Below are 23540 nucleotides of genomic sequence, written 5' to 3'. Positions count from 1 at the left end.
CTAATTAGAAAATTTCCGTGGATATTGAAATATAATCGATAGCGTTGCTATTAACCCTAATAGCATGGGATAATACAAATAAGGAATAATGCTTATAGGATTTATTTTAGCTAAGCCTGCCGCCATTAAAATCTGCGCTCCATAGGGTATCAAACCTTGTATGAAGCACGAAAAAGTATCTAAAATGCTTGCTACCTTACGTTTATCTACACCATATTTATCGCCTATTTGTTTAGCAATATCACCAACTGTAAGAATAGCTACAGTATTATTGGCTGTACAAATATTTACTAAACTTACTAAAAAGGCTATGGTTATTTCAGCACCTATCCTACCTTTAATATGCTTTGTTATATGCTGTATAATAAAATCTATACCTCCATTTTTACGGATAATCTCAAGAATTCCTCCAGCCATCATAGTTATTATTATAAGATCACCCATACCTAATATACCTTCCCTTACACAAGAAAACCACCCGAAAATATCATAAATACCACTAAAAACACCTATTAATCCTGTTAGAAATAGTCCGATAGTAAGCACTACCATAACATTAAGCCCACAAATAGCACATACTAATACTGTCATATAAGGTAGAACTTTTAGATATTCTATAGGATAATTAGAAGGTGGTACATGTGTTTGAGTACCTAATAAAACATATAATATTAATAATATAAAAGCTACAGGAGCCACAATAAATAAATTCACCTTAAACTTATCACTCATATTACACCCTTGAGTTCGAGTAGCTATAACTGTTGTATCACTAATGAAAGAAAGATTATCTCCAAAGAAAGAACCACCTACTACAATAGCCAAAATAAAAGGAAGAGAACAGCCTGTGTTAGTAGCTATACCTGCTGCTATAGGAGCTAAAGCTACAATAGTACCAACACTGGTTCCTATACTAATAGAAATAAAACAAGATGCTATAAACAAGCCCATAAAAAGCATATTGCTTGGAAAAACTGAAAGAGTAAGGTTCACCATAGCATCGACACTACCCATAACCTTTGCCGAATTAGCAAAAGCACCTGCAAGAACAAAAATCCATAACATCATCATCATGTTTTCAGAGCCTGCACCTTTACTAAACGTTTTTATCCGAACTCTAAGAGGAGTATGTTTAAAAATAGATATAGCAAATATACTCGAAAACATAAAAGCCACAATTATAGGCACTTTATAGAAATCATTAAAGATAATAGATGTTACTAAGTATAAGAGAATAAAAGCTATTAATGGACTAAGTGCTAAAAATCCTCTCTTTGAAGAAATGGTATGAATCTGTTTTTTCAAAATAATACTATTAAATTTGTGTTCTATGATAAAAGTCAATATTTTCTTTAGTTAAAAATTCTATTGGCATATAATTAACAATTTGCACCTTTCGCTTAAGTACTATATGTCTAAAGAGCGTTTCGATACTGGCAAAACCTTGCTGATAAGCATGTTGTGCAATTAAAAAAGAAATACTTCCTTTTTTTAAACACTCAACATTCTTTAATACCACATCATAACCTACGATTTGAATGTCTTTCTTGCTTTTCTTTAACAAATATTCTCCTACAAGATGAGCTTTTGAGTTAAGCGAAATACAATGGTGTACATCAGGATGCTCTATGAAAAAATCATCTAAAATATATTCATATTGCTTCCTTTCCTCATCTAAAGGTAGATTAACCTCATAAATATTAATTTCAGGATAATTATTTGTCATATATGCTCGTAGCCCTTTCTCTCTATATTCTTGCTGACGAGAAGGCATTCTTCCTTCTATTGTTTGCTTTATAATTGCAATCGACTTTTCTGATTGTGTAAAAAGCATTAGCATGTGAGCTGCAAATGAGCCACTTTGAAACGAGTCTTGCCCAAAAAAGGATAATGGTTTAAGATCAGGCATATATGAATCAAGAAGCACAAAAGGGATATTTTTCTCATGAAGAACGTCAGTAAACTGTTGTGTAAGGTCTAATGTATAAGGTACAAGAATAACTCCATCTGGATTTTTTAAAAGACAACTTTGAAAAGTTTCAACAAAAGACTCTGAATTAAGACGACTATAATACATTATTTCCAAACTAATATTAAAGTCCCTACGCATCTCAACAGCTTTCATAGCCCCTTCTTCTATTTCGTCCCAATAGGCCTCACTCGCATGTTTTGGTAAAAGTATATAAAAAGTATAACTCTTATTATATGCTAAGGCACTAGCATAAACATTAGGTTGATAATTCATTTCTTTCAAAACCTTTTTTACCTTTTTAAGGGCACCAACGGAAACATTAGGCCGTTTATGAATAACTCGATCTACTGTTCCTACACTAACTCCTGCACGTTTTGCTATATCTTTTATCCTAATTTTTTCCGTCATAATGTTTAATCATCTTTTAAACTCTCTACAAAAGTAAACAAAAAAATAGAAATACTTAACAAGAACCTATCCAAAGAAATACCATTCCTGCTAAAATAAAAACTAAATCTATTATTTTAGCTTTTAAATTTCTTTCTCTCAAAATAATAGCTCCACATACAAAAGATACAATAACAGAGCCACGCCGTACCATTGAAACAATAGAAATCATTGCCCCTGGTAATGATAAAGCATAAAAATAAGCAAAGTCAGCTACTGACAAAAATACTGAAATAAACAAAATAGTCCATTTCCAATGAAAGGCATTTCTTTGTTTAGTAAAAGCTAATGCGTTTTTTAATCTTTTGATTTTGTAAATTATCCAAATAATGACCATCAATAAACATTGATATAAATTATACCAACTTTGCGTAAACATACGTTCAAGCCCCACTCCACCATCATCAGGTTTTGCCATTAAATACTTATCTAATAACCCACTACAAGCACCTAACAAAGCTGAAAATATAAGAAATAATATCCAACGATTATGCCTAAAATATATTCCTTCATTTTTTCCACTACGAGACAATAAAAATAAAGAAAATATAGACAAGCTAACACCTATCCACTGCCAATAATTTAGTGCTTCTCCAAATACTATCATAGCACCTATCAAGGTAATTATTGGACGAGTGGCATTTATAGGTCCTACTATAGTAAGTGGCAAATGAGCCATTGCAAAATAACCAAATAACCATGATAGTAACACTATAATGCTTTTAAGCAATATCCATCTATGCTCTTCCCACGAACCTATAGTTACATAGAACATAGAATCTTTATGAATTTCAGAATAATAAGATAAAATAATTAAAGGTAAAAATATTAATGAACAAAAAAGAGTATTTAAAAATAAAACAGGTATAACATCATTATTGCGCAATGATACTTTCTTTGAAGCATCATATAGTCCTAATAAGGTAGCAGAAATGAAAGCAAAAATAATCCACATAATTTTCTTAATATCCTATAGCTCTTAATACTCTATATCCCATAAAAATAATGCATTCCCAGGCATACTTTCACCAGCATCGCTACGAGAGCCAGTATCTACAATGGTCTTAAACTTTGTTATAGACATCTTACCACGCCCTACAGCTATTAAAGTCCCTACTATTGCACGCACCATGTTACGAAGAAAGCGATTGGCAGATATAATAAAACACCAGTTCGTAGGCTTTATGTCTGTCGATGATAATGTAGAAAGCTCTGGATAAATAGGTTTCCAATATGCTTCAGTAATATTACATATAGTAGTTTTAACATCAGCACCAGCCTTACAAAAACACTTAAAATCTTTTTTGCCGATAAGATATAATGCAGCTTCATTCATTAAATCAAAATTGAGATTATAACCCACATAACAAGAATATTGTCTATTATAAATATCTTTTTGCATATGAAGGTAATAATGGTACGTGCGCTTAATAGCAGAAAATCGAGCATGCATATCATTAGACACAGGAATTATAGAGCTTACTGATATATCATGAGGCAAAAGTCGGTTAAGACGATAAGATATTTGAATACTATCAAACTTACTTTTCATATCGAAATGAGCCACCATCATACGAGCATGCACACCTGTATCTGTACGTCCTGCTCCTATTATAGATATTGGTTGACGCAATAAAATTGTTAAAGCCTTCTCCAAAGTTTCTTGTACCGATGAGCCATTAGGCTGTATTTGCCAACCATGATAATTATTGCCATCGTAAGATAATGTAATAAAATAACGCTGCATATACATGCAAAGGTACTACTTTTTATCTAAATCTTATTTCTCGATTAAAGAAACTAATAACTAACAATAAAATAATAAGCATAAAATATACTAACACTACTTGATATGCTGTTATGTTTCCTACAAAAATAGAAGCCATAGGTAACGATGAAAGCCAATGAAGAGAATTATTAAGAAAGGTTGTAGTAAGATAAAGCACTTGCCCTGACAGCCACTGTAAAGGAGTTAGCCATATAAAAACAAAGAAACACACACCTGCATAAAGTATTATAGTAGTACATGGAATAGCAATAAAACTACTTAAAAAGAAATAAGTAGGCAATTTAGAAAAATAGAACGCTATTAATGGAGCTGTGCCTATTTGAGCTGACAATGTTATTGTAAACATTTGGAATATTCTCGTAAATATTTTATATTTACATAAAAAGCCTTTGTTTAATAATTTATTAACTTGCGGATAATATAAAAGAATGGAAATTATAGCAGCAAACGACAATTGAAAACTTACATCAAACAAAACAAATGGATCATAAAGAAGTATGCAAAATGCTACTACCGATAAAATGTTTATAGATACTTTTTTACGCCCTAATAAAGCTATAAAAGAATAAATAGACAACATTAAAGCAGAACGTACTATAGAAGGAGAAAAACCAACAAGGAAAACATAAGCCCAAATAGTGATAATAATAAAAAAATGCTTTATTTCTTTCAATCTAAAAAATAACGAAATATTACCTAAGCCTGAAAAAAGAAACCACAGTATAGAATAAATAATGCTAAGATGCAAACCTGACAAAGCCATAACATGAGCAGCACCAGTAACAGAATAATCTTCCTTCAAACTTTTATTAATATACGATCTATCTCCAAGCATCATAGCAGAAACTATTGCCAGCTGATTATCATGAATAACCCTTTGTAACATACTTACACAATGCGTTCGCAACACTTTGGCAAATAATAACGTCCTGTCTATATAGCTCATTAACGACAAACTGACTTTTTCCTTTTGCCACTGACTATCAAAAATAAATAGCTCGGCACTATATCCATGTAACTTTAGGTATTCTGCATAATCGAAAGAAGAGTTGGCAAAATTAGTAGGAGCTTCTAATTCTCCATAAAGCAAAACTCCATCTGCTAAATGCAAAGTAGAATAATGCTTGCTAATAGTATCACACAAAATAGATGTCTTCACCTTTAAAGTTTTTCTCTGAAGAAATATCAACATATCAGCCATCATAACCTTACCATGTCTTGTAGGCTCTGTGAGCATTACTGCTTTATAAAAATGCTTGCCTTTTGGTAAGGTTTTGCTAAGTCTTAAACAACAAAAAGAAGAATACCACCCACCTACAATAGCCACAAGTATAAAAACAGATACACTTTGCCATAATTTTTTCTTCTTTAAAAATAAACAAAGAAAAAAACTTGCAACAAGCAATATACCCCAAAAGTAAAACGACGTTATAGTACTACAGCTATAACCCACTATAATCCCAAGAATAAAAAATATAACAAGTCTTAATACTGGATATAACTGTATATCAATACCTTGTGAATGTTGATGAGTAATAAACTCTGTATCCATAACAAAAAAAAGGTGAAAAGCTTATTATAAGCTTTCGTGAAATTATTTATCTTCCAAAAGTCCTTGAATATCCTTATCTGTTTGCATCAACCTATTCTTACATAACTTAACAAGCTCTTGAGCTTTCTTTAGCTGAGTTGTCATAGAATCAAGATCTAACTCGCCACTTTCCATTTTCTCCACAATTTCCTCAAGCTGCTTTACAGCCTCTTCATAATTTAGCTTTTTCATTTAAATGTTTTTTTTTACAATAGATTTTACTTTTCCATGAAACAACGTAGTTGTTAACACATCATCTTCTTTTATCTGATTAATATCTGTTATCAATCTACCATTACATAAAGTAATACTATAACCTCGTTGTAATAATCTCTTAGGGTCTACCGACTTTAGCCTTTGTTCTATTAATTCTATATTATACTTACTATTAAGCAAAAAATGCTGTACGTTAGATAAAAGACTGCTATAATATGCATCTATTTTATTTTGTTCGGCATATATATAAGTAAGCATTAAATTTATTATTTTTTGCAACAACATGTTAAGGTGCTTTTCTTGCTGTATCTTTACTAAAGAAAACAATAAAGGCACTCTGTTAGCTAAATTATTTATTCTAGTATGCTCATATTTTAGCCTGTCATAAACATTTTTATGTATACTTTCTTCTGCTTTTAATATACGAGAAAGTGTTCCATTTAGCCTATCTATTAAAAAAGCAGCTGCTGCTGTAGGGGTCTTTACTTTTAAAAAAGATACAAGATCTATCACACTCTCATCACGTTCATGACCTATTCCTGTTATTATAGGTAAAGGAAAATTAGCTATGTTTTCTGCTAAAAGTAGAGTATCAAAACAACTAAGATCGGCTGTAGCACCGCCACCTCTTATAATAACCACACAATCAAACTCATATTGACGGTCATTAATATCATTAAGACATGCAATAATGTCATGCTCCACTCTCTCACCTTGCATAGCAGACTGAAAAAGTTCTATATGGAAAGAAAAGCCATAATCGTTATTTAATAATTGGTTACAAAAATCTCCATAACCTGCAGCTGTTCTTGAAGATATTACAGCTATGCGTGATGCAAAGGTAGACAGATAAAGCTCTTTTTGTAAATCAAAAACTCCTTCAGCCCTTAGCTGAGCAATTATCTCATTGCGCCTACGCATTATATCTCCAAGAGTATATTCCGGGTTAATATCTTCTATTATCCACGAAAAACCATACTGAACATGAAACTGTGCAGACACCTGCACCATTATCTTCATTCCTGCATGGATATTTTGCCCTGTTATACGCTCAAAATAAGCCTTTATATTTAACCATTTATTAGCCCAGCAACGGCCAGCTGCTCGTGCTACAATATTATTAGATGTCTCTTCTTTTTGAATAAACTCCATATAACAATGACCCCTACTCTCGTTAACTTGAGACAATTCTGCCTCAAGCCAATACGTATTATGCAGCTGTAAATGAATAACTTCTGCTACAAGTTCGTTTAAATCTTTTAAAGATAGAGCTTTCTTATTATTAATCATTGCCAAAAATGTTTTTATTCAGAATAAACATTTTACTTTAAAACACCACTTATATTTGTGCAAAATTATATTATTTTTTGGTAAAGGCAGTTATTTATATAAAATAAATGATAGCTTATTAAATAAAACATCTTATTTTTCGTAAATTTGCAAAAATACTTAAATATTAATGGATAATAAAAAAGCAACATTAGAACTAGGGACGAAGCCTATAGGAAAGCTTCTCCTCCAATATGCGTTGCCTGCTATTATTGCGATGATAGCTGCTTCTTTATATAACATCATAGATCGTGTTTTTATAGGTCAATATGTGGGGCCTATGGCAATATCTGGCTTAGCCATAACCTTTCCTTTCATGAATCTTGGAGCTGCCTTTGGCGCAGCAATTGGTGTAGGTGCCTCTACTACTATTAGTGTTAAGCTGGGGCAAAGAGATTATGATACCGCAGAAAATCTTTTAGGTAATACTATAATACTTAATCTTATCGTAGGTTTAAGTTTTGGCATTATTTCTTTAATATTCCTTAATCCTATCTTACATTTCTTCGGAGCCAGCCACACAACATTACCTTATGCTAAAAGCTTCATGCAAATAATATTATCAGGAAATGTTGTTTCACACATGTATTTAGGTATGAATGCGGTACTACGCGCTTCTTCTAAGCCTCGTCAGGCTATGTTAGCTACTATTTTTACTGTAGTTATGAATATTATCTTAGATGCCATATTTATCTGTTGGTTAGGTTGGGGAATAGAGGGTGCAGCCATAGCTACTATTATATCTCAAGCTCTTGCTTTATGTTGGCAAATGTCTTTATTTGCAGATAAATCACAAATACTACATTTTAAAAAAGGCATTTATCGCTTAAAGAAGCAATTGGTAAATAATATTATTAGCGTAGGAATATCCCCTTTCTTTATAAACCTTTGTGCGTGTATTATTGTTATATTTATGAATAATCAGCTTGTGAGATATGGTGGTGATATGGCTGTAGGAGCTTATGGTATAGCAAACAGCATTGCTACTATCTTTATAATGTTCGTCATAGGGCTAAATCAGGGCATGCAACCTATTGCTGGGTACAACTATGGAGCTCAAAACATAAGCCGCTTGCTCCATGTCTTAAAACTCACTATCATTGCAGCAACTATAGTAATGACCATAGGGTGGCTATTAAGCATATTCGCACCTTATTATTGTGCTCGGCTCTTCACCACAGATGCTGAGCTTATTAAGCTGTCCATTAAGGCCATTCGTATAAATATGATGATGTATTTGTTCATTGGCTCACAAATGGTTACTACTTTTTTCTTTCTATGTGTAGGGAAAGTAAAAACAAGTATATTTCTATCGCTATCAAGACAACTATTAGTATTGCTTCCTGCGCTTTATATTTTACCACAATTTTTCCATGTTAATGGTGTTTGGTATTCACTTCCTGTAAGCGATTTTACTGCATGGGTTATAGCTATAAGCATACTTGTTTGGTATATAAAAAAGATAAAAGCTAATCAGAATAATACAACAAACCAACTCTAAGAACTAATAAAAATCTTATGGACAACGAATTGATTATAAATGTAGGCAGACAATTAGGAAGTGGCGGAAGAGCTATTGCAGAAATGCTTGCTAAACGTTTCAATTGCCAATTCTATGACAAAGAGATCCTAAACATAGCTGCTAAAGAGAGCGGATTCTCAGAAAAATTCTTCGAACAAAACGATGAACAAAAAGGTTTCTTTAAATCTTTATATAATTTTCGCTTACCTATGATGAGCGAAGACCACTTCTATAATAATACTTTTTCTCAAGAAAGCTTATATCAGCTACAAAGTGAGGCTATTATGGAAGCAGCTAACAAATCTTCACGATGTGTCTTTGTGGGAAGAACTGCAGATTATATTCTTCGCGAAAAAAAGAATATTTTAAATATTTTTATTACTGCTCCTATAAATAAACGCATAGAAAACATTATACAGCGCACTGCTTGCACGAAAGAAAAAGCAAAAAACATTATAGAGAAAGGTGATGAAATTAGATCAAAATACTACAATTACTATACAGGTAAGGAATGGGGACATGCCACAAGTTATGATCTATGCATTGATGCTAGTGTTTTAGGTATAGAAGAATCTGCTAACATCATCGCTATTCTTATAAAAAAACGATTTCAGTTATAATAGTTTTTTTTTACATATACCACTACTATAAAATATATTCAACAACATAAAACTATAAAAATATGAAAACTTATTTAGTAACAGGAGCTGCAGGTTTTATAGGAGCTAACTTCGTAAAATACCTGCTTTACAAAAAATATAAAGACGAAAACATAAAACTTATAATTCTTGATGCGCTGACATATGCCGGAAATTTAGGCACTATAAAAGATGATATTGATAACAAACGCTGCTTTTTTATAAAAGGAGATATTCGTGATAGAAAATTACTAAATAATATTTTTTCACAAAATGATATCGATTATGTTGTCAATTTTGCAGCAGAAAGTCATGTCGACCGCTCAATTGAAGACCCTCAACTGTTTCTCTCTGTAAACATTTTAGGAACACAGTGCTTAATGGACGCAGCTAAGCATGCATGGGTTACAGGAAAAGACGCACAAGGATACCCTACATGGAAAGAAGGAAAGCGTTATCATCAAGTATCAACAGATGAAGTATATGGCTCGTTAGGAAATGAAGGATTTTTCACAGAAACATCTCCCCTATGCCCTCATAGCCCTTATTCTGCCTCTAAAACAAGTGCCGATCATATTGTAAAGGCTTATCATGATACTTATCATATGCCCGTAACCATTACACGATGCTCAAACAACTATGGTCCTTATCACTTCCCAGAGAAATTAATACCACTTATTATCAATAATATTCTAAAAGGGAAATCTCTCCCTGTATATGGAAAAGGGCTTAACATACGCGACTGGCTTTTTGTAGAAGATCATTGTAAAGCTATTGACATGGTTATACGCAAAGGACGTAATGGCGAAGTTTACAACATTGGTGGACACAATGAAATGAAAAACATTGATATTGTTAAGCTAACTATTAAGTCTATTCATGATATGATGGAAAGTAATAAAAACTTACGCTCTATACTTAAAAAACAAGAGAAAGACGCAAATGGTAATATTTCCATTGACTGGATAAATGACGAACTCATAACATTTGTACCCGATCGTTTAGGGCATGATGCACGCTATGCAATAGATGCCACTAAAATAAAGAAAGAGCTTGGGTGGTATCCTGAAACCATGTTTGCAGAAGGTATTATAAAAACCATTAAATGGAATCTTGAAAACCAACAATGGATAGAAGATGTTACCTCTGGAGATTATCAAAAATATTATGATATGATGTACACGCAAAAAGGACGTTAATAAAAAGGATGTATCAATAAATATTACCTTTTATCTTTAGATATAAGAATAAAGAGAGAAATAAAATTTTTTACGCCATAATATAAATTTGTTTTTATAATGACAAAAATCTTATTACTTGGCTCTGGCGAGTTAGGAAAAGAACTAACTATAGCTGCTAAGCGTGCAGGAGAGTATGTTATAGCTTGCGATAATTATAACAATGCCCCTGCTATGCAAGTAGCTGATGAGAGTGAAATAATAAATATGTTAGATAGCCATGAGCTTCAATCTGTTGTTGATAAACACCAGCCAAACATCATCTTTTGTGAGATAGAAGCTATCAGAACAGAAAAGCTTTTCGACTTTGAGGCACAAGGCATAAAAGTAGTACCATCAGCTAAAGCAGTAAACTATACTATGAACCGCCGTGCCATAAGAGATCTTGCTTCGCAAAAATTAGGCTTACGCACTGCAAAATATTGTTACGCCAGCACTTACGAGGAGTTTATTTCAGCAGTAAAAGAGATTGGCATACCCTGTGTAGTAAAGCCTTTAATGAGCTCAAGTGGGCACGGTCAAAGCTATATACACGATAAAAAAGATATAGACAGTGCCTTCTCTACAGCCATGGAGGGTGCAAGGGGTGATGTTAAAGAAATAATCGTTGAAGAATTTATACACTTTGATAGCGAGTTTACGCTACTTACTGTAACACAACAAAATGGTAAAACTCTTTTTTGTCCTCCTATAGGTCATGTACAAAAGAATGGTGATTATCGTGAAAGTTGGCTACCTTTTACTCTTCCCAATACAGCTCTACAAGAAGCACAAAATATTGCAGATAAAATAACAAAGACTTTAACAGGAAATGGAGTTTGGGGAGTAGAGTTTTTTTATACTACAGATGGCGAAGTTATATTCTCTGAACTATCTCCTCGCCCTCATGATACAGGAATGGTAACACTTGCCCATACCACTAATATTAACGAATTTGAGCTGCATTTCCGTGCAGCTATGGGCTTTCCTATTCCTGCTATACATACAGAACATGCTGGTTGCTCTGCTGTAATTCTATCTCCTATTAGTAGCAACATACCTCTAAAATACAATCTTGAGGAAGCATATAAAGAGGATAAAACCTATATACGCATATTTGGTAAGCCTACAGCTACTATAGGTAGACGCATGGGAGTAGCTCTATGTTATGATGATGTTAGTGCTGATATTAATAATTTAAGGAAACGTACTAAAGAAGTGGCAAAAAAGGTTCTTGGCACTGATCCTTATATGGATAAATAAAATACCGCAGAATGCTTAGAACAGTATAGTTTTAAGCATTCTGCTTTTATAAAACACCTTTTATATATATGTTTTTATAAGCACAACTACTTTAAAAAAAGTACTAATTGTCTACCTGCTAAAAGTGCTAAAAAGCCTAAAACAAAGCTAAGACATACATACATAAAAGCAAAGCTATAATTGTTATCCTTTATAATAGAAGCGTTTTCATAAATAAAAGTAGAAAAAGTAGTAAAACCTCCACAAAGACCTGTTGTGAGAAGAAGCTTTGTAGAAGCATTAATACCATGCCCCTCTGGTAATGAGGAGAAAAGACCTATAAGAAAACAGCCTAAAACATTTACAAAAAAAGTACCTAAAGGAAAACTTCCTAATATGGAAAATTTTAAAAACTGAGAAAAAAGATAACGTAATCCTCCCCCTAAAAAACTACCTATTCCTACTATTATAAAACCTTTTATCATCTACCTTTTTGCTACTTTTGTTTATCCTCTAAAGCCACATTCCTTAATAATGTATATTTATATAATTTTATATAAACAGAATATCTTACTTTCATTTTACAAATATTAATATTACACATACAAAGATAGTAATAAATATTTATTTATAGCAAATATGACCATATAAAAAATATCATCATACTTGTCATTATTTTTAGGTATTGCCGCTTCCAAGCTATTTATATATCTTTGCAAAAGATTTTTAGCGTTCGTTAAATAATTTAAAGCTGAACGCTTCCTTTTAGTATTAACAAATATAATTTAACATGACAAAAAAGAATTATTTACTTCTTGGTATAGCTGCATTAGCATACACTAACAGCTACGCTAATGATGTTACCAAGGTCGATTCTACACTTCTTTTAAAAGAGGTAGTTATCAGTACAACACGCATTCCTGAAATAAAGTCTAATGCTGCTACAACTGTTACTATTATAGATCAAAAACAAATAGCACAAATGAGCAAAGCAGAATCTGATATATCTCATTTATTAGGTTTGCTTACTCCGGGTATGGCTTTAGCAAGCAACACTACAAGCTCACGAACTCAGACTCTTAGAGGTAGAAGTGCCCTTGTTTTAATAGATGGAATACCACAATCTACCCCTTTAAGATCTACCGATAGAGACATTCGCTCTTTAGATGTTTCTGCCATTGACCATATAGAAATAATAAAGGGTGCTACCTCTTTATACGGTAATGGTGCTATAGGTGGTGTAATAAACATCATTACAAAAAAGAATACAACAAAGAAAACATTTGCTGGTCAGTCGTCTTTATCTGGTTCTACATATAATTTCTATCATGGTAGCGATGGTATGGGTTATCGTTTTAATCAGCAGTTTTATGGTTCTATCAATAAGCTTAGCTATTTAGTTAGTGGGACTCTTTCTAAAACAGGTAGCAGCATAGATGGAGATGGCGAATATATATCGCCACGTTATGGGCTTGGAGATACTTATACATCAAATGCTCTTGTAAAATTAGGTTATGCTTTTTCACCTAAGAACAGTATAGAGTTTATGTATAATTTTTATAGAAGTTTGCAACATACTTCTTTAATTCAGCAAGCAGGAGAATATCTCAAAACTCCTGCAATAGGTGTTTTTGGCGATAAGGATCCTCAAGCATCTGATGAAGGTACACGATATAACCATAATGCATATTTAAAGTTTACCTCTCGAAAACTGTTTGCAAACACCGACTTTGAGGCTTCTCTTTACGGCACAAGTCTATACACTATATTCGATTTTAGAAAACATAACCCTAAAAAACCACGCTGGGAAGAAACAAGCGGTCAGGCCACTATAAAGGATCAAAAGTTTGGGTTCCGTTCCCAATTTAACACCTTACTAACATTCTCTGACAACTCCTTTACACGTCTTGTATATGGATTTGATTATCTGTTAGATAAGACTTCACAACCTCTTGTTGATGGGCGTTACTGGGTACCTAACCTTACAAGTAATAACGAAGCAATATTCTTGCAAACAAAAACTACTCTTTCTAAAGATCTTAACATCAAGATAGGTGCTCGTTATGATATTATAGATGTTAATGTTCCTAACTACGACATATTACGCACAAAGAAAAGTGCTCCAGAGGTACATGTAAAAGGCGGAAATCTCAAATATAACAACTTATCATTTAATGCTGGTATATCTTACAATAAATATCGTGCGTTCCAACCTTTCATAGCTTATTCTCAAGGTTTCTCTATTTTCGATTTAGGACGTACACTACGTGCTGCTAAAGAAGATGTTTTATCTAAAATATCAACAGAACCTGTAAAGACCGATAACTATGAAATTGGAGCTTACTCTGATATCAATCGTTGGTTACAGCTAAATGGTGCATTCTTCTACACATACTCAAAATTAGGTAGCGACCTTAAGATTAATAAAGCAGGTTTTTGGGAAGTAAACCGCACTCCTCAAAAGGTATATGGTATAGAACTCAACGCAGATGCACAGCTTCTTAATAACCTAAAAGCTGGGGCTAACTTTACATGGTTTGAAGGTAAGATAAAAGATTCTTATGGTCAATGGAGAAGTTATATGTCTAATATTTCTATACCTGCAGCTAAATTCGCAATGTATATAGATTATTCTCCTGTGAAAAATGCTTATTTACAGCTACATTATATCCACTCAGGAAACCGCGAACGCTTTCAACCTATTGATGACGGAAAATATAACGAAGGTGAAGGTAAGATTAGCAGCTTTAATCTGCTCAACTTTACAGCAGGATACAAGTTTAACTCTTGGGATATTAATTTGGGTATCTCTAACTTACTTAACAATACTTACTATACTACAACCTCTATGCTTATGGCAAGAGATGCAGAATACGCACATGCTGATGGACGCAAAATATCATTAACAGTAACATTTAAGTATTAAAAAACTTTTCATTAAACATAAAACAATTAATTAATTCAGTAAAAGGCTGAACCCAGTTATATAATGGGGGCAGCCTTTTTTTATTGCTCCTTACTTTTATTTATAATACATAAAAAATATATATGCTAAAAGATAAAAGCAAAATACTTCATTTATCACATTAGAAGGATAAACACTTTTGATACTAAAATATTATCTTTAAAACATATAAAAACAACAGTGGAGAAAGAAAAATAGATTATTTTTACTTTATTTTTAATCTATTTTTAGTATAAAAATAGATTATTTTTCTAATATTTGCATCTGCTTTTTCACTACCAAACATTAGCATTACTTACTTAAAAGGTAATGCTCTTTTGCTATGTAAAGATACTTTTTATATGCTTTTCATAGCTATTCTTTTTCATATAATCACTCCTTTATGCTACAATAATATAATAGCTACACTTCGTAATGTGTTAATAGTACGAATAACAATAAATAAAACATACTAACATTCTCCTAACATAGCAACATCTTCTAAAGACATTAAATAGAATAATCTGTAATGTCTAATAATCCTGCTCTTAAAGCATAGCGTGTAGCTTCATGAGCTGTATTTACACTAAGCTTACGAAAAATATTTTTACGATGTGTGTTAATAGTATGAAAAGATGAGTAACGCTTATTTGCTATTTCCTTAGTAGTAAGCCCTTGTGCTATATCTATAAGTATTTCTGTTTCTGTCTTAGTTAATCTTTTTTGTTCAACACATATAGAAGTCCCTTTTTCAAAGAGCATCTCTTTAGCCTGCTTACAAACAAATAAACTACCATTGACGGCTTTTTTTATACATTCTTGTATTTCGCTTTTTGTAGAATCTTTAAAAAGTATGCTCATCTTAAGACCTACATTAACAACTTTCCTTAAAAGCCTTAGGCTAAGCTCTTCGCTCCAAAGTATAAAAATCACGTCAGCAAAACGCAGCCCCATGATATATAAATCGTTAAAACTCGAAATATCAAAAAGCGTGTAATCTATAATAACAACACTTTTAGGGCTGTCTTTTAGCATATTAATAAGCTCTGTTTTGTTTTGCACAATAACATTTTTTGTATATCCCATTTTAGAAAGAATATACATCATTCCTGCCTGTGTTATGTCCTGATTGTCTGCTAAAATAATATTTACCATAGCCCCAAAGTTATAAATTAAAAATAGTATATACAGCAAAAAAAGAAGAATATAATAAAAAAAAGAAGAACCATATTACAGAAAAAAATAAGAAACACACCTATAAAAGTGTGCTTCTTATGAGAGCCTCTTGTCGGATTCGAACCAACGACCCCGAGATTACAAATCACGTGCTCTGGCCAACTGAGCTAAAGAGGCGGGTGAGCAAGCTATTCTTATCGCACCGCTACAACCTCCTACCCTTGCTATGTTCCCATCCTGGGGGATTTAAAGGGAGCTGGTCGTAAGAGACTTGCTCATTTTTACAAAAAGCGTTTTAGCTTTTGCGAGTGCAAAGTTAAACATTTTGTTTGAATTAGCAAGACATATATTTATACTTTTTTTTCATTTTAACAAAAATGCTCATTTTAAATGAAGCAATACCTTCCAAGTATGACAATTAAATTGTAAATTTGCACACATGAAATTAGAAGATTATAAGATTTTAAACACCTATGCTTTATATGATGGTATATACTTAGGTGTAATATGGACAGGTGCTTTTGTTTGCTTCTTAGGTGCAGCATATTTTGCTTTCCTTGCACAATTTAACACAATGCTAATATTGTGTACCCCTTTCTTTGTAGCTTATCGTATGCGTTTGATGCGTGATAAAAGTTTGGAAGGTTTCATTAGTTTTAAGCAAGGTATGCTATATTGTTTTAGAGTATATTTCACTGGAGCACTAATATTAGGAATAATACAATACCTATATTTTAAGTTTTTAGATAATGGCAGAATGCTACAGAGCATGATAGCTGTAATACAATCTAAAGAAGGTGGTGAAATTATAAAAAGCTATGGCTACAAAATAGAAGAAGCTATAAGCATATTGCCACAGGTTTTTACGCCTCAAAACATTGTTTTTGGAAGTTTTATATATGAAATGATATTAGGTTTTTTCCTAAGCATTATCACTTGCTTAATCTTAAAACGCTCTATACCTAAGAATAAAGTTTAGAAAATAAAAAGATAAAAATATGGATATTTCAGTTGTTATTCCACTATATAACGAAGCCGAGAGCCTCTCTGAGCTGCACGCATGGATTAGTAAGGTAATGAAAGAACACAATTACTCTTACGAGATAATCTTTATCAATGATGGCTCTACTGATAATAGTTGGGACATTATAGAAAGTCTACGCCTTAAAGACAGCCATGTTAAAGGTATAAAGTTTAGAAGAAACTACGGAAAGAGCCCTGCTCTTTTTTGCGGTTTCAAAGCTGCTCAAGGCGATGTTGTTATTACAATGGATGCCGACTTGCAAGACTCTCCCGACGAGATTCCAGCCTTATACGATATGATAGTAAAAGACGGCAACGACCTCGTCAGTGGATATAAACAAAAGCGTTATGACCCTATAACAAAAACAGTGCCTACCAAGCTGTTCAATGCCACTGCGCGAAAGATTAGCGGAGTGCATAATCTACATGATTTTAATTGTGGTTTAAAAGCATATCGCCTTGATGTTGTGAAAAACATAGAGGTATATGGCGAGATGCATCGTTATATTCCTTACCTTGCCAAAGAAGCCGGATTTACAAAAATAAAAGAAAAGATAGTACACCATCAGGCTCGTAAGTATGGCGTATCTAAGTTTGGTATAAACCGTTTCTTTAATGGTTACCTCGATTTGCTTACACTTTGGTTTTTAACTAACTTTGGTAAGAAGCCCATGCATGTCTTTGGGCTTATGGGGTCTTTTGTTTTCCTTATAGGCTTTATAGCTTTTCTTTGTCTTATCTTAGACAAATGTTATATGCTTATAAATGGAGAGTATGGCGACTTGCTCGTTAATCATGCTTCTTTTTTCATAGCGTTAATAGCTATGGTTATAGGTACACAACTGTTTTTAGCAGGTTTCATAGGCGACTTAATTAGTCGTAGTAACCCTCATCGTAACGATTACCAGATAGAAAAAGAATTAGGTTTATAAAAAAAAACATGTGGAAAAAGAAATTTACATTAGCAACATCTTCCTTTTTGCTTTTATCTTATATCATCTTAACATCTTGCTCGGAAGCAGATTGCTCTATGCTTGATGGGGTTAGAAGTAAATATGTAGCTAAAGGTGAACCTACTACCGACACTCTCACTGTGTTAGCCGTAAGAGAAGGTTTGGCAGATACCACTATATTATATAAGCTGCAAGACATTAAAACATTTTCTTTACCATTAAGCTATAATAATGAGCAGGATAAGCTAAAATTTGTTTTTAACACAAAATCGGGTAAGAAAATAACGGATATAGTGAAAATAACAAAGACTAATGTAAGCTATTTTGAAAACATAAGCTGCCCTGCTTATTTCTTACATAAGATTACTAAAGTAGAAAACACTACTAATCGTATAGACCACATTGATATTAATAATGCTAATGTAAATTTAGATGGAAAAGAGAACCTTTACATTTATTTTAAGTCTGATAATTAGTTTTCTCACACTTTTCACCTCTTCACTTTATGCACAGAGAAAGGTTGTTGTAACAAAAGACCAGCCTGATACAATACCTTTTTATAGAGGTATAGCATTGGGTACAGATATAGTAGGCCCTGCTATGATGTTTATAAGAGGTTATGGACAATATGAGGGTATAGCGAGGCTAAACTTAAAAGACAAATATTTCCCTGTTTTAGAGTTAGGCTTTGGAAAATCTAATAAAACAGATGAAACTACTAATATTCATTACATCACTAAAGCTCCATATTTTAGGGTAGGTATAGATCTTAACGTGTTAAAAAACAAGCATGATGATTATCGGGCTTTGGTGGGAGGACGATTAGCCTATACATCGTTTAAATATAGCTTTTATAGTAAAACTGCTATTGACCCTATATGGAAAAGCCAAAGTTTATGTTATGCTTCTGATGTTAGCAGCAAGCTGCTATGGGTAGAACTCGTGGCAGGATTAGACGCAAAAATATGGGGTCCTATAAGAATGGGTTGGACTATTAGATATAAAAAACAACTTCATAAAAAAACAGGAGAAAACGGCTCTGCATGGTATGTACCAGGATATGGAGATGGAGCAGAGTCGCTCATAAGTGCTACATTTCAGATCTTAGCAGAGTTTTAAACAAAAAAAAATAATAAAGATGAACAAGAAAAAACTATATTGGCAAATACCCTTCCTACTAATACTTATACTAGGTAGCATCTATATTATCATACAACAGAGGTCTGCCCCTTATCATCAAGACGAAGGCTTCATTTTTGGCACAGTGTACCATATCACTTATCAGAACGATAAAGACATACAAAACGAAATAGAAACAGAGCTTAACAAAGTAAACAAAACTTTCTCTACCTTTGATAGCACGTCTATAATATCTTTAATCAATCAGAATAAGCCTGTGAAAGTTAATGATATGTTTGCTGAAGTCTTCGACCTTTCTGAACAAGTTTCAAAAGAGACCGATGGAGCTTTCGATATAACCGTAGCTCCTATAGTAAACCTATGGGGGTTTGGCTTTAAAAGCGAACAGAAACCTACAAAGGAAAAGATAGACCGCCTACGTCCACTCATAGGCTATAACAAGGTAGAGCTTGATGGAGATGTGGTAAAGAAAAAAAATAAAAACATAATGCTCGACTGCTCTGGCATAGCAAAAGGATATGGAGTAGATGTCGTTGCACGTTATCTTCGTGAACAGGGCATTAAAAACTTTATGATAGAAATAGGTGGAGAAATAGTTACAAGCGGAGTAAATGAAAACAGATTACCTTGGAAGATAGGAGTAACTAAACCTTTAAATAATAAAACAAGTGTCAATCAAGAAATAGAGGTAATATTAAACATTACTGATAAGGCACTTGCTACAAGTGGGAATTATCGTAACTTTTATTACAAAAACGGTAAAAAATACGCTCACACTATAGACCCTAAAACAGGCTATCCTGTGCAACATTCACTTTTATCATCTACTGTTATAACTAAAAAATGTGCCATAGCCGATGCCTACGCTACGTCTTTTATGGTAATGGGAATAGAAAAAGCTAAAGTTTTATTAGAAAAACACCCCGAGCTAATGGCATATTTTATATATTCTGATGAAAACGGAAAATTAAAAACATGGTATAGCCCTTCGTTAAAAGATAAAATAGTAAAATAAACATGCTAAATATATATGATAAACTTATCACATTACCTCTTTTTATAGGTATTGGCAACGAGGAGTTATCTCAAATTATAGCACATATAAGAATTGGATTTCATAAGATAGAAGCAGGAAAATATATATGCAAAGAAAATCATAAGTGTGACAAGCTCTTAATAGTAACTAACGGAACTTTTTCTGTTACTTCCTATTCTAATGATCATCATTATAGCATAGAAGAAGAAGTTAACACTCCTATGATACTACAACCTTCTCACCTTTTTGGCTTAACAGCTCATTATACAAAAGATTTTAAGACTATTACAAAATGTAACCTAATATCTTTAGATAAAGTAGAGGTGCTAAAGCTATTAGAAAAATCTTTAATCTTTCGCCTTAATTTTATTAATTTGATTTCTATAAAAGCGCAACATTCAGGTAAATTGCCTTGGGGACGTAAACCAGAAACGATAGAAAAGGCCTTTATACAGTTTGTGAGAAACCGTTGCATCATACAGTCAGGGCATAAGGTTATACACATTAAAATGACAGATTTAGCTTGTGAAATACACGAAAGCAGACTAAACATATCAAAAATGCTTAGTCGGCTTAAAGCAAAAGGCTTATTAAACAACACACGTGGCGTGATAAGTATACCTTTATTAGAAAAATTGCGTTAAAAACAAACCATTATATTAAGGTGTTTCTCTTTTTCTTTTTAACTTTGTAGAAATAATAATATAAAAAGAAGAGAATATGAATAATAATATAAAAGAGAAAGGAAAACACGTAAATCCTTTCTTTTTACCCTATGGTACTCCACACGAAACAGCACCTTTCGATAAGATAACAATTGACGACTATGAAGAAGCCATTATAGAAGGCATAAGAAGAGATAATGAGCAGATAGAAAAAATGCTTAATAACCCAGAAGAGCCTACCTTCTATAACACTATAGTGCATGAAGATGAAGACGAACAGCGCAAACACTATTACGACTTATTAGACAGAGTAACAAGTGTGTTTTTTAATCTTTTAAGCGCAGAAACCAATGACGAGATGGACGCTTTAGCACAAAAGATAAGTCCGATGCTTACTAAGCACTCTAACGATATTAGCCTTAATCCTAAAATATTTGAACGTATAAAATACGTTTACGACCATCATGGAACACTTACCTCTGAAGAACAGAGAGTATTAGAAAACAGCTATGACGGGCTTGTAAGAAGTGGTGCTTTGTTAAATGATAAAGACAAAGAAACCCTTCGTAAGCTAACAGAAAAAGCCAGCATGCTATCATTGCAGTTTTCACAAAACGTCTTAAAGGAAAACAAAGCTTACTCCTTGCATATTACAGATAAAAACAAGCTGCATGGACTTCCTGAAACAGCCTTAGAAACAGCCTTAGAAGCAGCTAAAGAGCGCAACCTTGATGGCTGGGTGTTTACCTTAGATATGCCAAGTTATAGCCCTTTTATAACATATTGCAAAGATAGAGAGCTTAGAAAAGAAATATACATGGCACGAAATACCATTTGTACTAAAGATAATAAAGAAAACAACTTTGACGTCTGCAAACAATTGGTAAACGTGCGTAGAGAGATGGCACAGCTTTTAGGTTATAAGACTTATGCCGACTATGTCATGAAATATCGCATGGCAGCAAAAGTAGAAAACGTTTATAAAATGCTTAACGACTTAATAGAGGCTTATAAGCCTACGGCTATTAAAGAAGAAGCTGAAATTACAGCGCTTGCAAAAGAAAAAGAAGGGCAATCCTTTGAAATGCAGCCATGGGACGTTGCTTACTATTCTCATCAGCTACAGCTGAAAAAATACAACTTTGACCCTGAAGAGCTTAGACCATATTTCGAGATAAATAACGTTATCAAAGGAGTTTTTAATCTTGCTACTAAGCTTTACGGCATAACCTTTAAAGAAAACAAAAACATACCTGTTTATCACCCCGATGTTAAGCCATATGAAGTTTATGATGAAGATGGGTCTTATCTTGCCGTTCTTTATGTAGACTTCTTTCCTCGCAAAGGAAAACGTGATGGTGCTTGGATGACAGAATATCAAGGACAGTGGATAGATAAAAATGGGAAAAATCATCGCCCACACGCCTCTTTGGTAATGAATCTTAGCAAACCTACTAAAGAAAAGCCTGCTCTTCTTCGCCTAAGTGAGGTGGAAACGTTCCTACACGAGTTTGGGCATTCGCTTCACGGAATGTTTGCTAATACCCGTTTTGAAAGCTTATCAGGCACTAATGTTTGGTGGGACTTTGTAGAATTGCCATCACAATTTATGGAAAACTTTGCTGTTGAAAAAGATTTTCTTCGCACTTTTGCCTTCCATTACCAAACAGGTGAACCTATACCTGACAGCTTAATAGAAAAGATAACAGCAAGCCGCAATTATAATGTTGCCTCTGCTTGCCTTAGACAAGTTAGCTTTGGGCTTTTAGATATGGCTTACTACACCCAAGAAGAGCCTTTCTGTGAGGACATTATCCCCTTTGAAAAGAAAGCTTGGGAAAAAGCTATTATCGGTAAACAGCTACCTGAAACTTGTATGACCGTACAGTTTTCTCATATTATGGCAGGTGGTTATTCTGCTGGATATTATAGCTATAAGTGGGCAGAGGTATTAGATGCTGATGCTTTTAGTATGTTTAAAGAACATGGGATATTTAATAAAGATGTAGCAAAAAGCTTTAGAGATAATATTCTCTCAAAAGGAGGAACAGAACACCCCATGACTCTTTATAAAAGATTTCGTGGGCAAGAGCCTACAATAAAAGCTCTTCTAAAGCGCAATGGCATTAAGATAAATAATGTATAACTAAAATATTATTTACACTTCTTATAAAAGCTATATCACAAAAAATATGGATAAAAAACAACATAGTCTTGACTGCAGATATTTACGCATGGCTCGCATTTGGGCAGAAAACTCGTATTGTCAACGTCGCAAAGTGGGTACGTTAGTAGTTAAAAACAAGATGATTATCAGCGATGGATACAATGGCACACCAAGTGGGTTTGAAAACGTATGTGAGGATAACAACAATGTTACAAAGCCTTATGTGTTACACGCTGAAGCTAATGCTATTACAAAGTTAGCACGAAGTGGTAATAACAGCGAAGGAGCTACTATTTATGTTACAGATGCCCCATGCATAGAGTGTGCTAAGCTCATTATTCAGGCAGGAATAAAACGAATAGTGTACGCTGAAAAATATCGTCTTACTGACGGTATAGACCTTTTACAACGTGCAAATATAGAGGTCGTAAAAATAGATTTTGAGAAAAATAAAGAAGAATAACAACATTATA

Annotated in this window: 22 protein-coding genes, 1 tRNA gene and 1 other RNA gene; 13 read left to right on the top strand and 11 right to left on the bottom strand. The window is 33.2% G+C overall.

Translation table 11 applies throughout. From position 1 onward, the window contains the following. Genes AC1DCD_RS02340 through xseA form a run of 7 tightly spaced genes read right to left on the bottom strand, consistent with a single transcriptional unit; the run spans position 1 to position 7305 of the window. Positions 1 to 1293 carry a Na+/H+ antiporter NhaC family protein gene (locus tag AC1DCD_RS02340; protein ID WP_052044959.1) on the bottom strand — a complete coding sequence of 431 codons (1293 nt, stop codon included), beginning with the start codon at positions 1291 to 1293 and terminating at the stop codon, positions 1 to 3. 22 nt (positions 1294 to 1315) lie between these two features. Next, the gene (locus AC1DCD_RS02335; RefSeq protein WP_464639985.1) at positions 1316 to 2380 is read right to left on the bottom strand and encodes a LacI family DNA-binding transcriptional regulator; all 1065 of its coding nucleotides are present in this window, start codon (positions 2378 to 2380) and stop codon (positions 1316 to 1318) included. Positions 2381 to 2435: 55 nt separating this feature from the next. Next, positions 2436 to 3374 carry an EamA family transporter gene (locus tag AC1DCD_RS02330; protein WP_353586890.1) on the bottom strand — a complete coding sequence of 313 codons (939 nt, stop codon included), beginning with the start codon at positions 3372 to 3374 and terminating at the stop codon, positions 2436 to 2438. 24 nt (positions 3375 to 3398) lie between these two features. Next, positions 3399 to 4166 (bottom strand): tRNA pseudouridine(38-40) synthase TruA, encoded by a 768-nt coding sequence (truA, locus tag AC1DCD_RS02325; protein ID WP_353586892.1) that lies wholly within the window; start codon positions 4164 to 4166, stop codon positions 3399 to 3401. 22 nt (positions 4167 to 4188) lie between these two features. After that, positions 4189 to 5760, bottom strand: a complete 1572-nt coding sequence (locus tag AC1DCD_RS02320; RefSeq protein WP_353586894.1) for a ComEC/Rec2 family competence protein — start codon at positions 5758 to 5760, stop codon at positions 4189 to 4191. 42 nt (positions 5761 to 5802) lie between these two features. Next, complete coding sequence (gene xseB, locus AC1DCD_RS02315) at positions 5803 to 5991, bottom strand: exodeoxyribonuclease VII small subunit (RefSeq protein WP_353586896.1); 189 nt, start codon at positions 5989 to 5991, stop codon at positions 5803 to 5805. After that, positions 5992 to 7305 carry an exodeoxyribonuclease VII large subunit gene (gene xseA / locus AC1DCD_RS02310; protein WP_464639988.1) on the bottom strand — a complete coding sequence of 438 codons (1314 nt, stop codon included), beginning with the start codon at positions 7303 to 7305 and terminating at the stop codon, positions 5992 to 5994. Between the two features lie 169 nt (positions 7306 to 7474). Between xseA and AC1DCD_RS02305 the strand changes: the two genes are divergently transcribed. The 4 genes from AC1DCD_RS02305 to purT all read left to right on the top strand — a co-directional run bounded on the left by AC1DCD_RS02305 (position 7475) and on the right by purT (position 11984). Beyond that, positions 7475 to 8845 carry an MATE family efflux transporter gene (locus tag AC1DCD_RS02305; protein WP_464639990.1) on the top strand — a complete coding sequence of 457 codons (1371 nt, stop codon included), beginning with the start codon at positions 7475 to 7477 and terminating at the stop codon, positions 8843 to 8845. Positions 8846 to 8862: 17 nt separating this feature from the next. Beyond that, positions 8863 to 9486, top strand: coding sequence for a cytidylate kinase-like family protein (locus tag AC1DCD_RS02300; protein WP_036854033.1), 624 nt, complete (start codon positions 8863 to 8865; stop codon positions 9484 to 9486). Positions 9487 to 9548: 62 nt separating this feature from the next. After that, on the top strand, positions 9549 to 10703 hold the full coding sequence (gene rfbB, locus AC1DCD_RS02295; protein WP_036854031.1) for a dTDP-glucose 4,6-dehydratase: 1155 nt from the start codon (positions 9549 to 9551) through the stop codon (positions 10701 to 10703). 99 nt (positions 10704 to 10802) lie between these two features. Next, positions 10803 to 11984 carry a formate-dependent phosphoribosylglycinamide formyltransferase gene (gene purT, locus AC1DCD_RS02290; protein WP_464639993.1) on the top strand — a complete coding sequence of 394 codons (1182 nt, stop codon included), beginning with the start codon at positions 10803 to 10805 and terminating at the stop codon, positions 11982 to 11984. A gap of 86 nt (positions 11985 to 12070) precedes the next feature. Here the strand turns inward: purT and crcB are convergent, their stop codons facing one another. Continuing rightward, the gene (gene crcB, locus AC1DCD_RS02285; protein ID WP_464639995.1) at positions 12071 to 12448 is read right to left on the bottom strand and encodes a fluoride efflux transporter CrcB; all 378 of its coding nucleotides are present in this window, start codon (positions 12446 to 12448) and stop codon (positions 12071 to 12073) included. A gap of 305 nt (positions 12449 to 12753) precedes the next feature. On the opposite strand from crcB, the gene AC1DCD_RS02280 reads away from it, so the two are divergent. Beyond that, positions 12754 to 14889, top strand: a complete 2136-nt coding sequence (locus AC1DCD_RS02280; protein ID WP_464639997.1) for a TonB-dependent receptor — start codon at positions 12754 to 12756, stop codon at positions 14887 to 14889. 528 nt (positions 14890 to 15417) lie between these two features. Here AC1DCD_RS02280 and AC1DCD_RS02275 read toward each other — a convergent pair. The 3 genes from AC1DCD_RS02275 to ffs form a co-directional block, all read right to left on the bottom strand. After that, positions 15418 to 16062, bottom strand: a complete 645-nt coding sequence (locus AC1DCD_RS02275; RefSeq protein WP_464639999.1) for a LuxR C-terminal-related transcriptional regulator — start codon at positions 16060 to 16062, stop codon at positions 15418 to 15420. A gap of 124 nt (positions 16063 to 16186) precedes the next feature. Beyond that, positions 16187 to 16260: transfer RNA gene (locus AC1DCD_RS02270), tRNA-Thr, on the bottom strand. 2 nt (positions 16261 to 16262) lie between these two features. Next, positions 16263 to 16360, bottom strand: an RNA gene (ffs, locus tag AC1DCD_RS02265) — signal recognition particle sRNA small type. Between the two features lie 162 nt (positions 16361 to 16522). Here ffs and AC1DCD_RS02260 point away from each other — a divergent pair. The 8 genes from AC1DCD_RS02260 to AC1DCD_RS02225 all read left to right on the top strand — a co-directional run bounded on the left by AC1DCD_RS02260 (position 16523) and on the right by AC1DCD_RS02225 (position 23530). Continuing rightward, the gene (locus tag AC1DCD_RS02260; RefSeq protein WP_036854005.1) at positions 16523 to 17062 is read left to right on the top strand and encodes a DUF4199 domain-containing protein; all 540 of its coding nucleotides are present in this window, start codon (positions 16523 to 16525) and stop codon (positions 17060 to 17062) included. A gap of 19 nt (positions 17063 to 17081) precedes the next feature. Next, positions 17082 to 18038 (top strand): glycosyltransferase family 2 protein, encoded by a 957-nt coding sequence (locus tag AC1DCD_RS02255; RefSeq protein ID WP_008448721.1) that lies wholly within the window; start codon positions 17082 to 17084, stop codon positions 18036 to 18038. Between the two features lie 8 nt (positions 18039 to 18046). Then, entirely contained in the window at positions 18047 to 18535 is a 489-nt protein-coding gene (locus AC1DCD_RS02250) for a DUF6452 family protein (RefSeq protein WP_008448605.1), read from the top strand. Continuing rightward, a complete protein-coding gene (locus AC1DCD_RS02245; RefSeq protein ID WP_464640002.1) occupies positions 18492 to 19178 on the top strand; it encodes a DUF6048 family protein in 687 nt (228 codons plus the stop codon). The genes AC1DCD_RS02250 and AC1DCD_RS02245 overlap by 44 nt, the downstream gene beginning before the upstream one ends. A 19-nt stretch (positions 19179 to 19197) precedes the next feature. Then, a complete protein-coding gene (locus tag AC1DCD_RS02240) occupies positions 19198 to 20214 on the top strand; it encodes an FAD:protein FMN transferase (RefSeq protein ID WP_464640004.1) in 1017 nt (338 codons plus the stop codon). Positions 20215 to 20216: 2 nt separating this feature from the next. After that, complete coding sequence (locus AC1DCD_RS02235; RefSeq protein ID WP_060932414.1) at positions 20217 to 20879, top strand: Crp/Fnr family transcriptional regulator; 663 nt, start codon at positions 20217 to 20219, stop codon at positions 20877 to 20879. A gap of 76 nt (positions 20880 to 20955) precedes the next feature. After that, complete coding sequence (locus AC1DCD_RS02230; protein ID WP_464640006.1) at positions 20956 to 23046, top strand: M3 family metallopeptidase; 2091 nt, start codon at positions 20956 to 20958, stop codon at positions 23044 to 23046. Positions 23047 to 23092: 46 nt separating this feature from the next. Continuing rightward, entirely contained in the window at positions 23093 to 23530 is a 438-nt protein-coding gene (locus tag AC1DCD_RS02225; RefSeq protein ID WP_019035495.1) for a deoxycytidylate deaminase, read from the top strand. The last annotated feature ends 10 nt before the right edge of the window (positions 23531 to 23540 follow it).

The sequence above is a fragment of the Prevotella sp. C0209C1 genome (assembly GCF_056583855.1).
The sequence above is the reverse complement of the archived record's forward strand: the minus strand, read 5'-3'. Positions and strand labels throughout refer to the sequence as shown.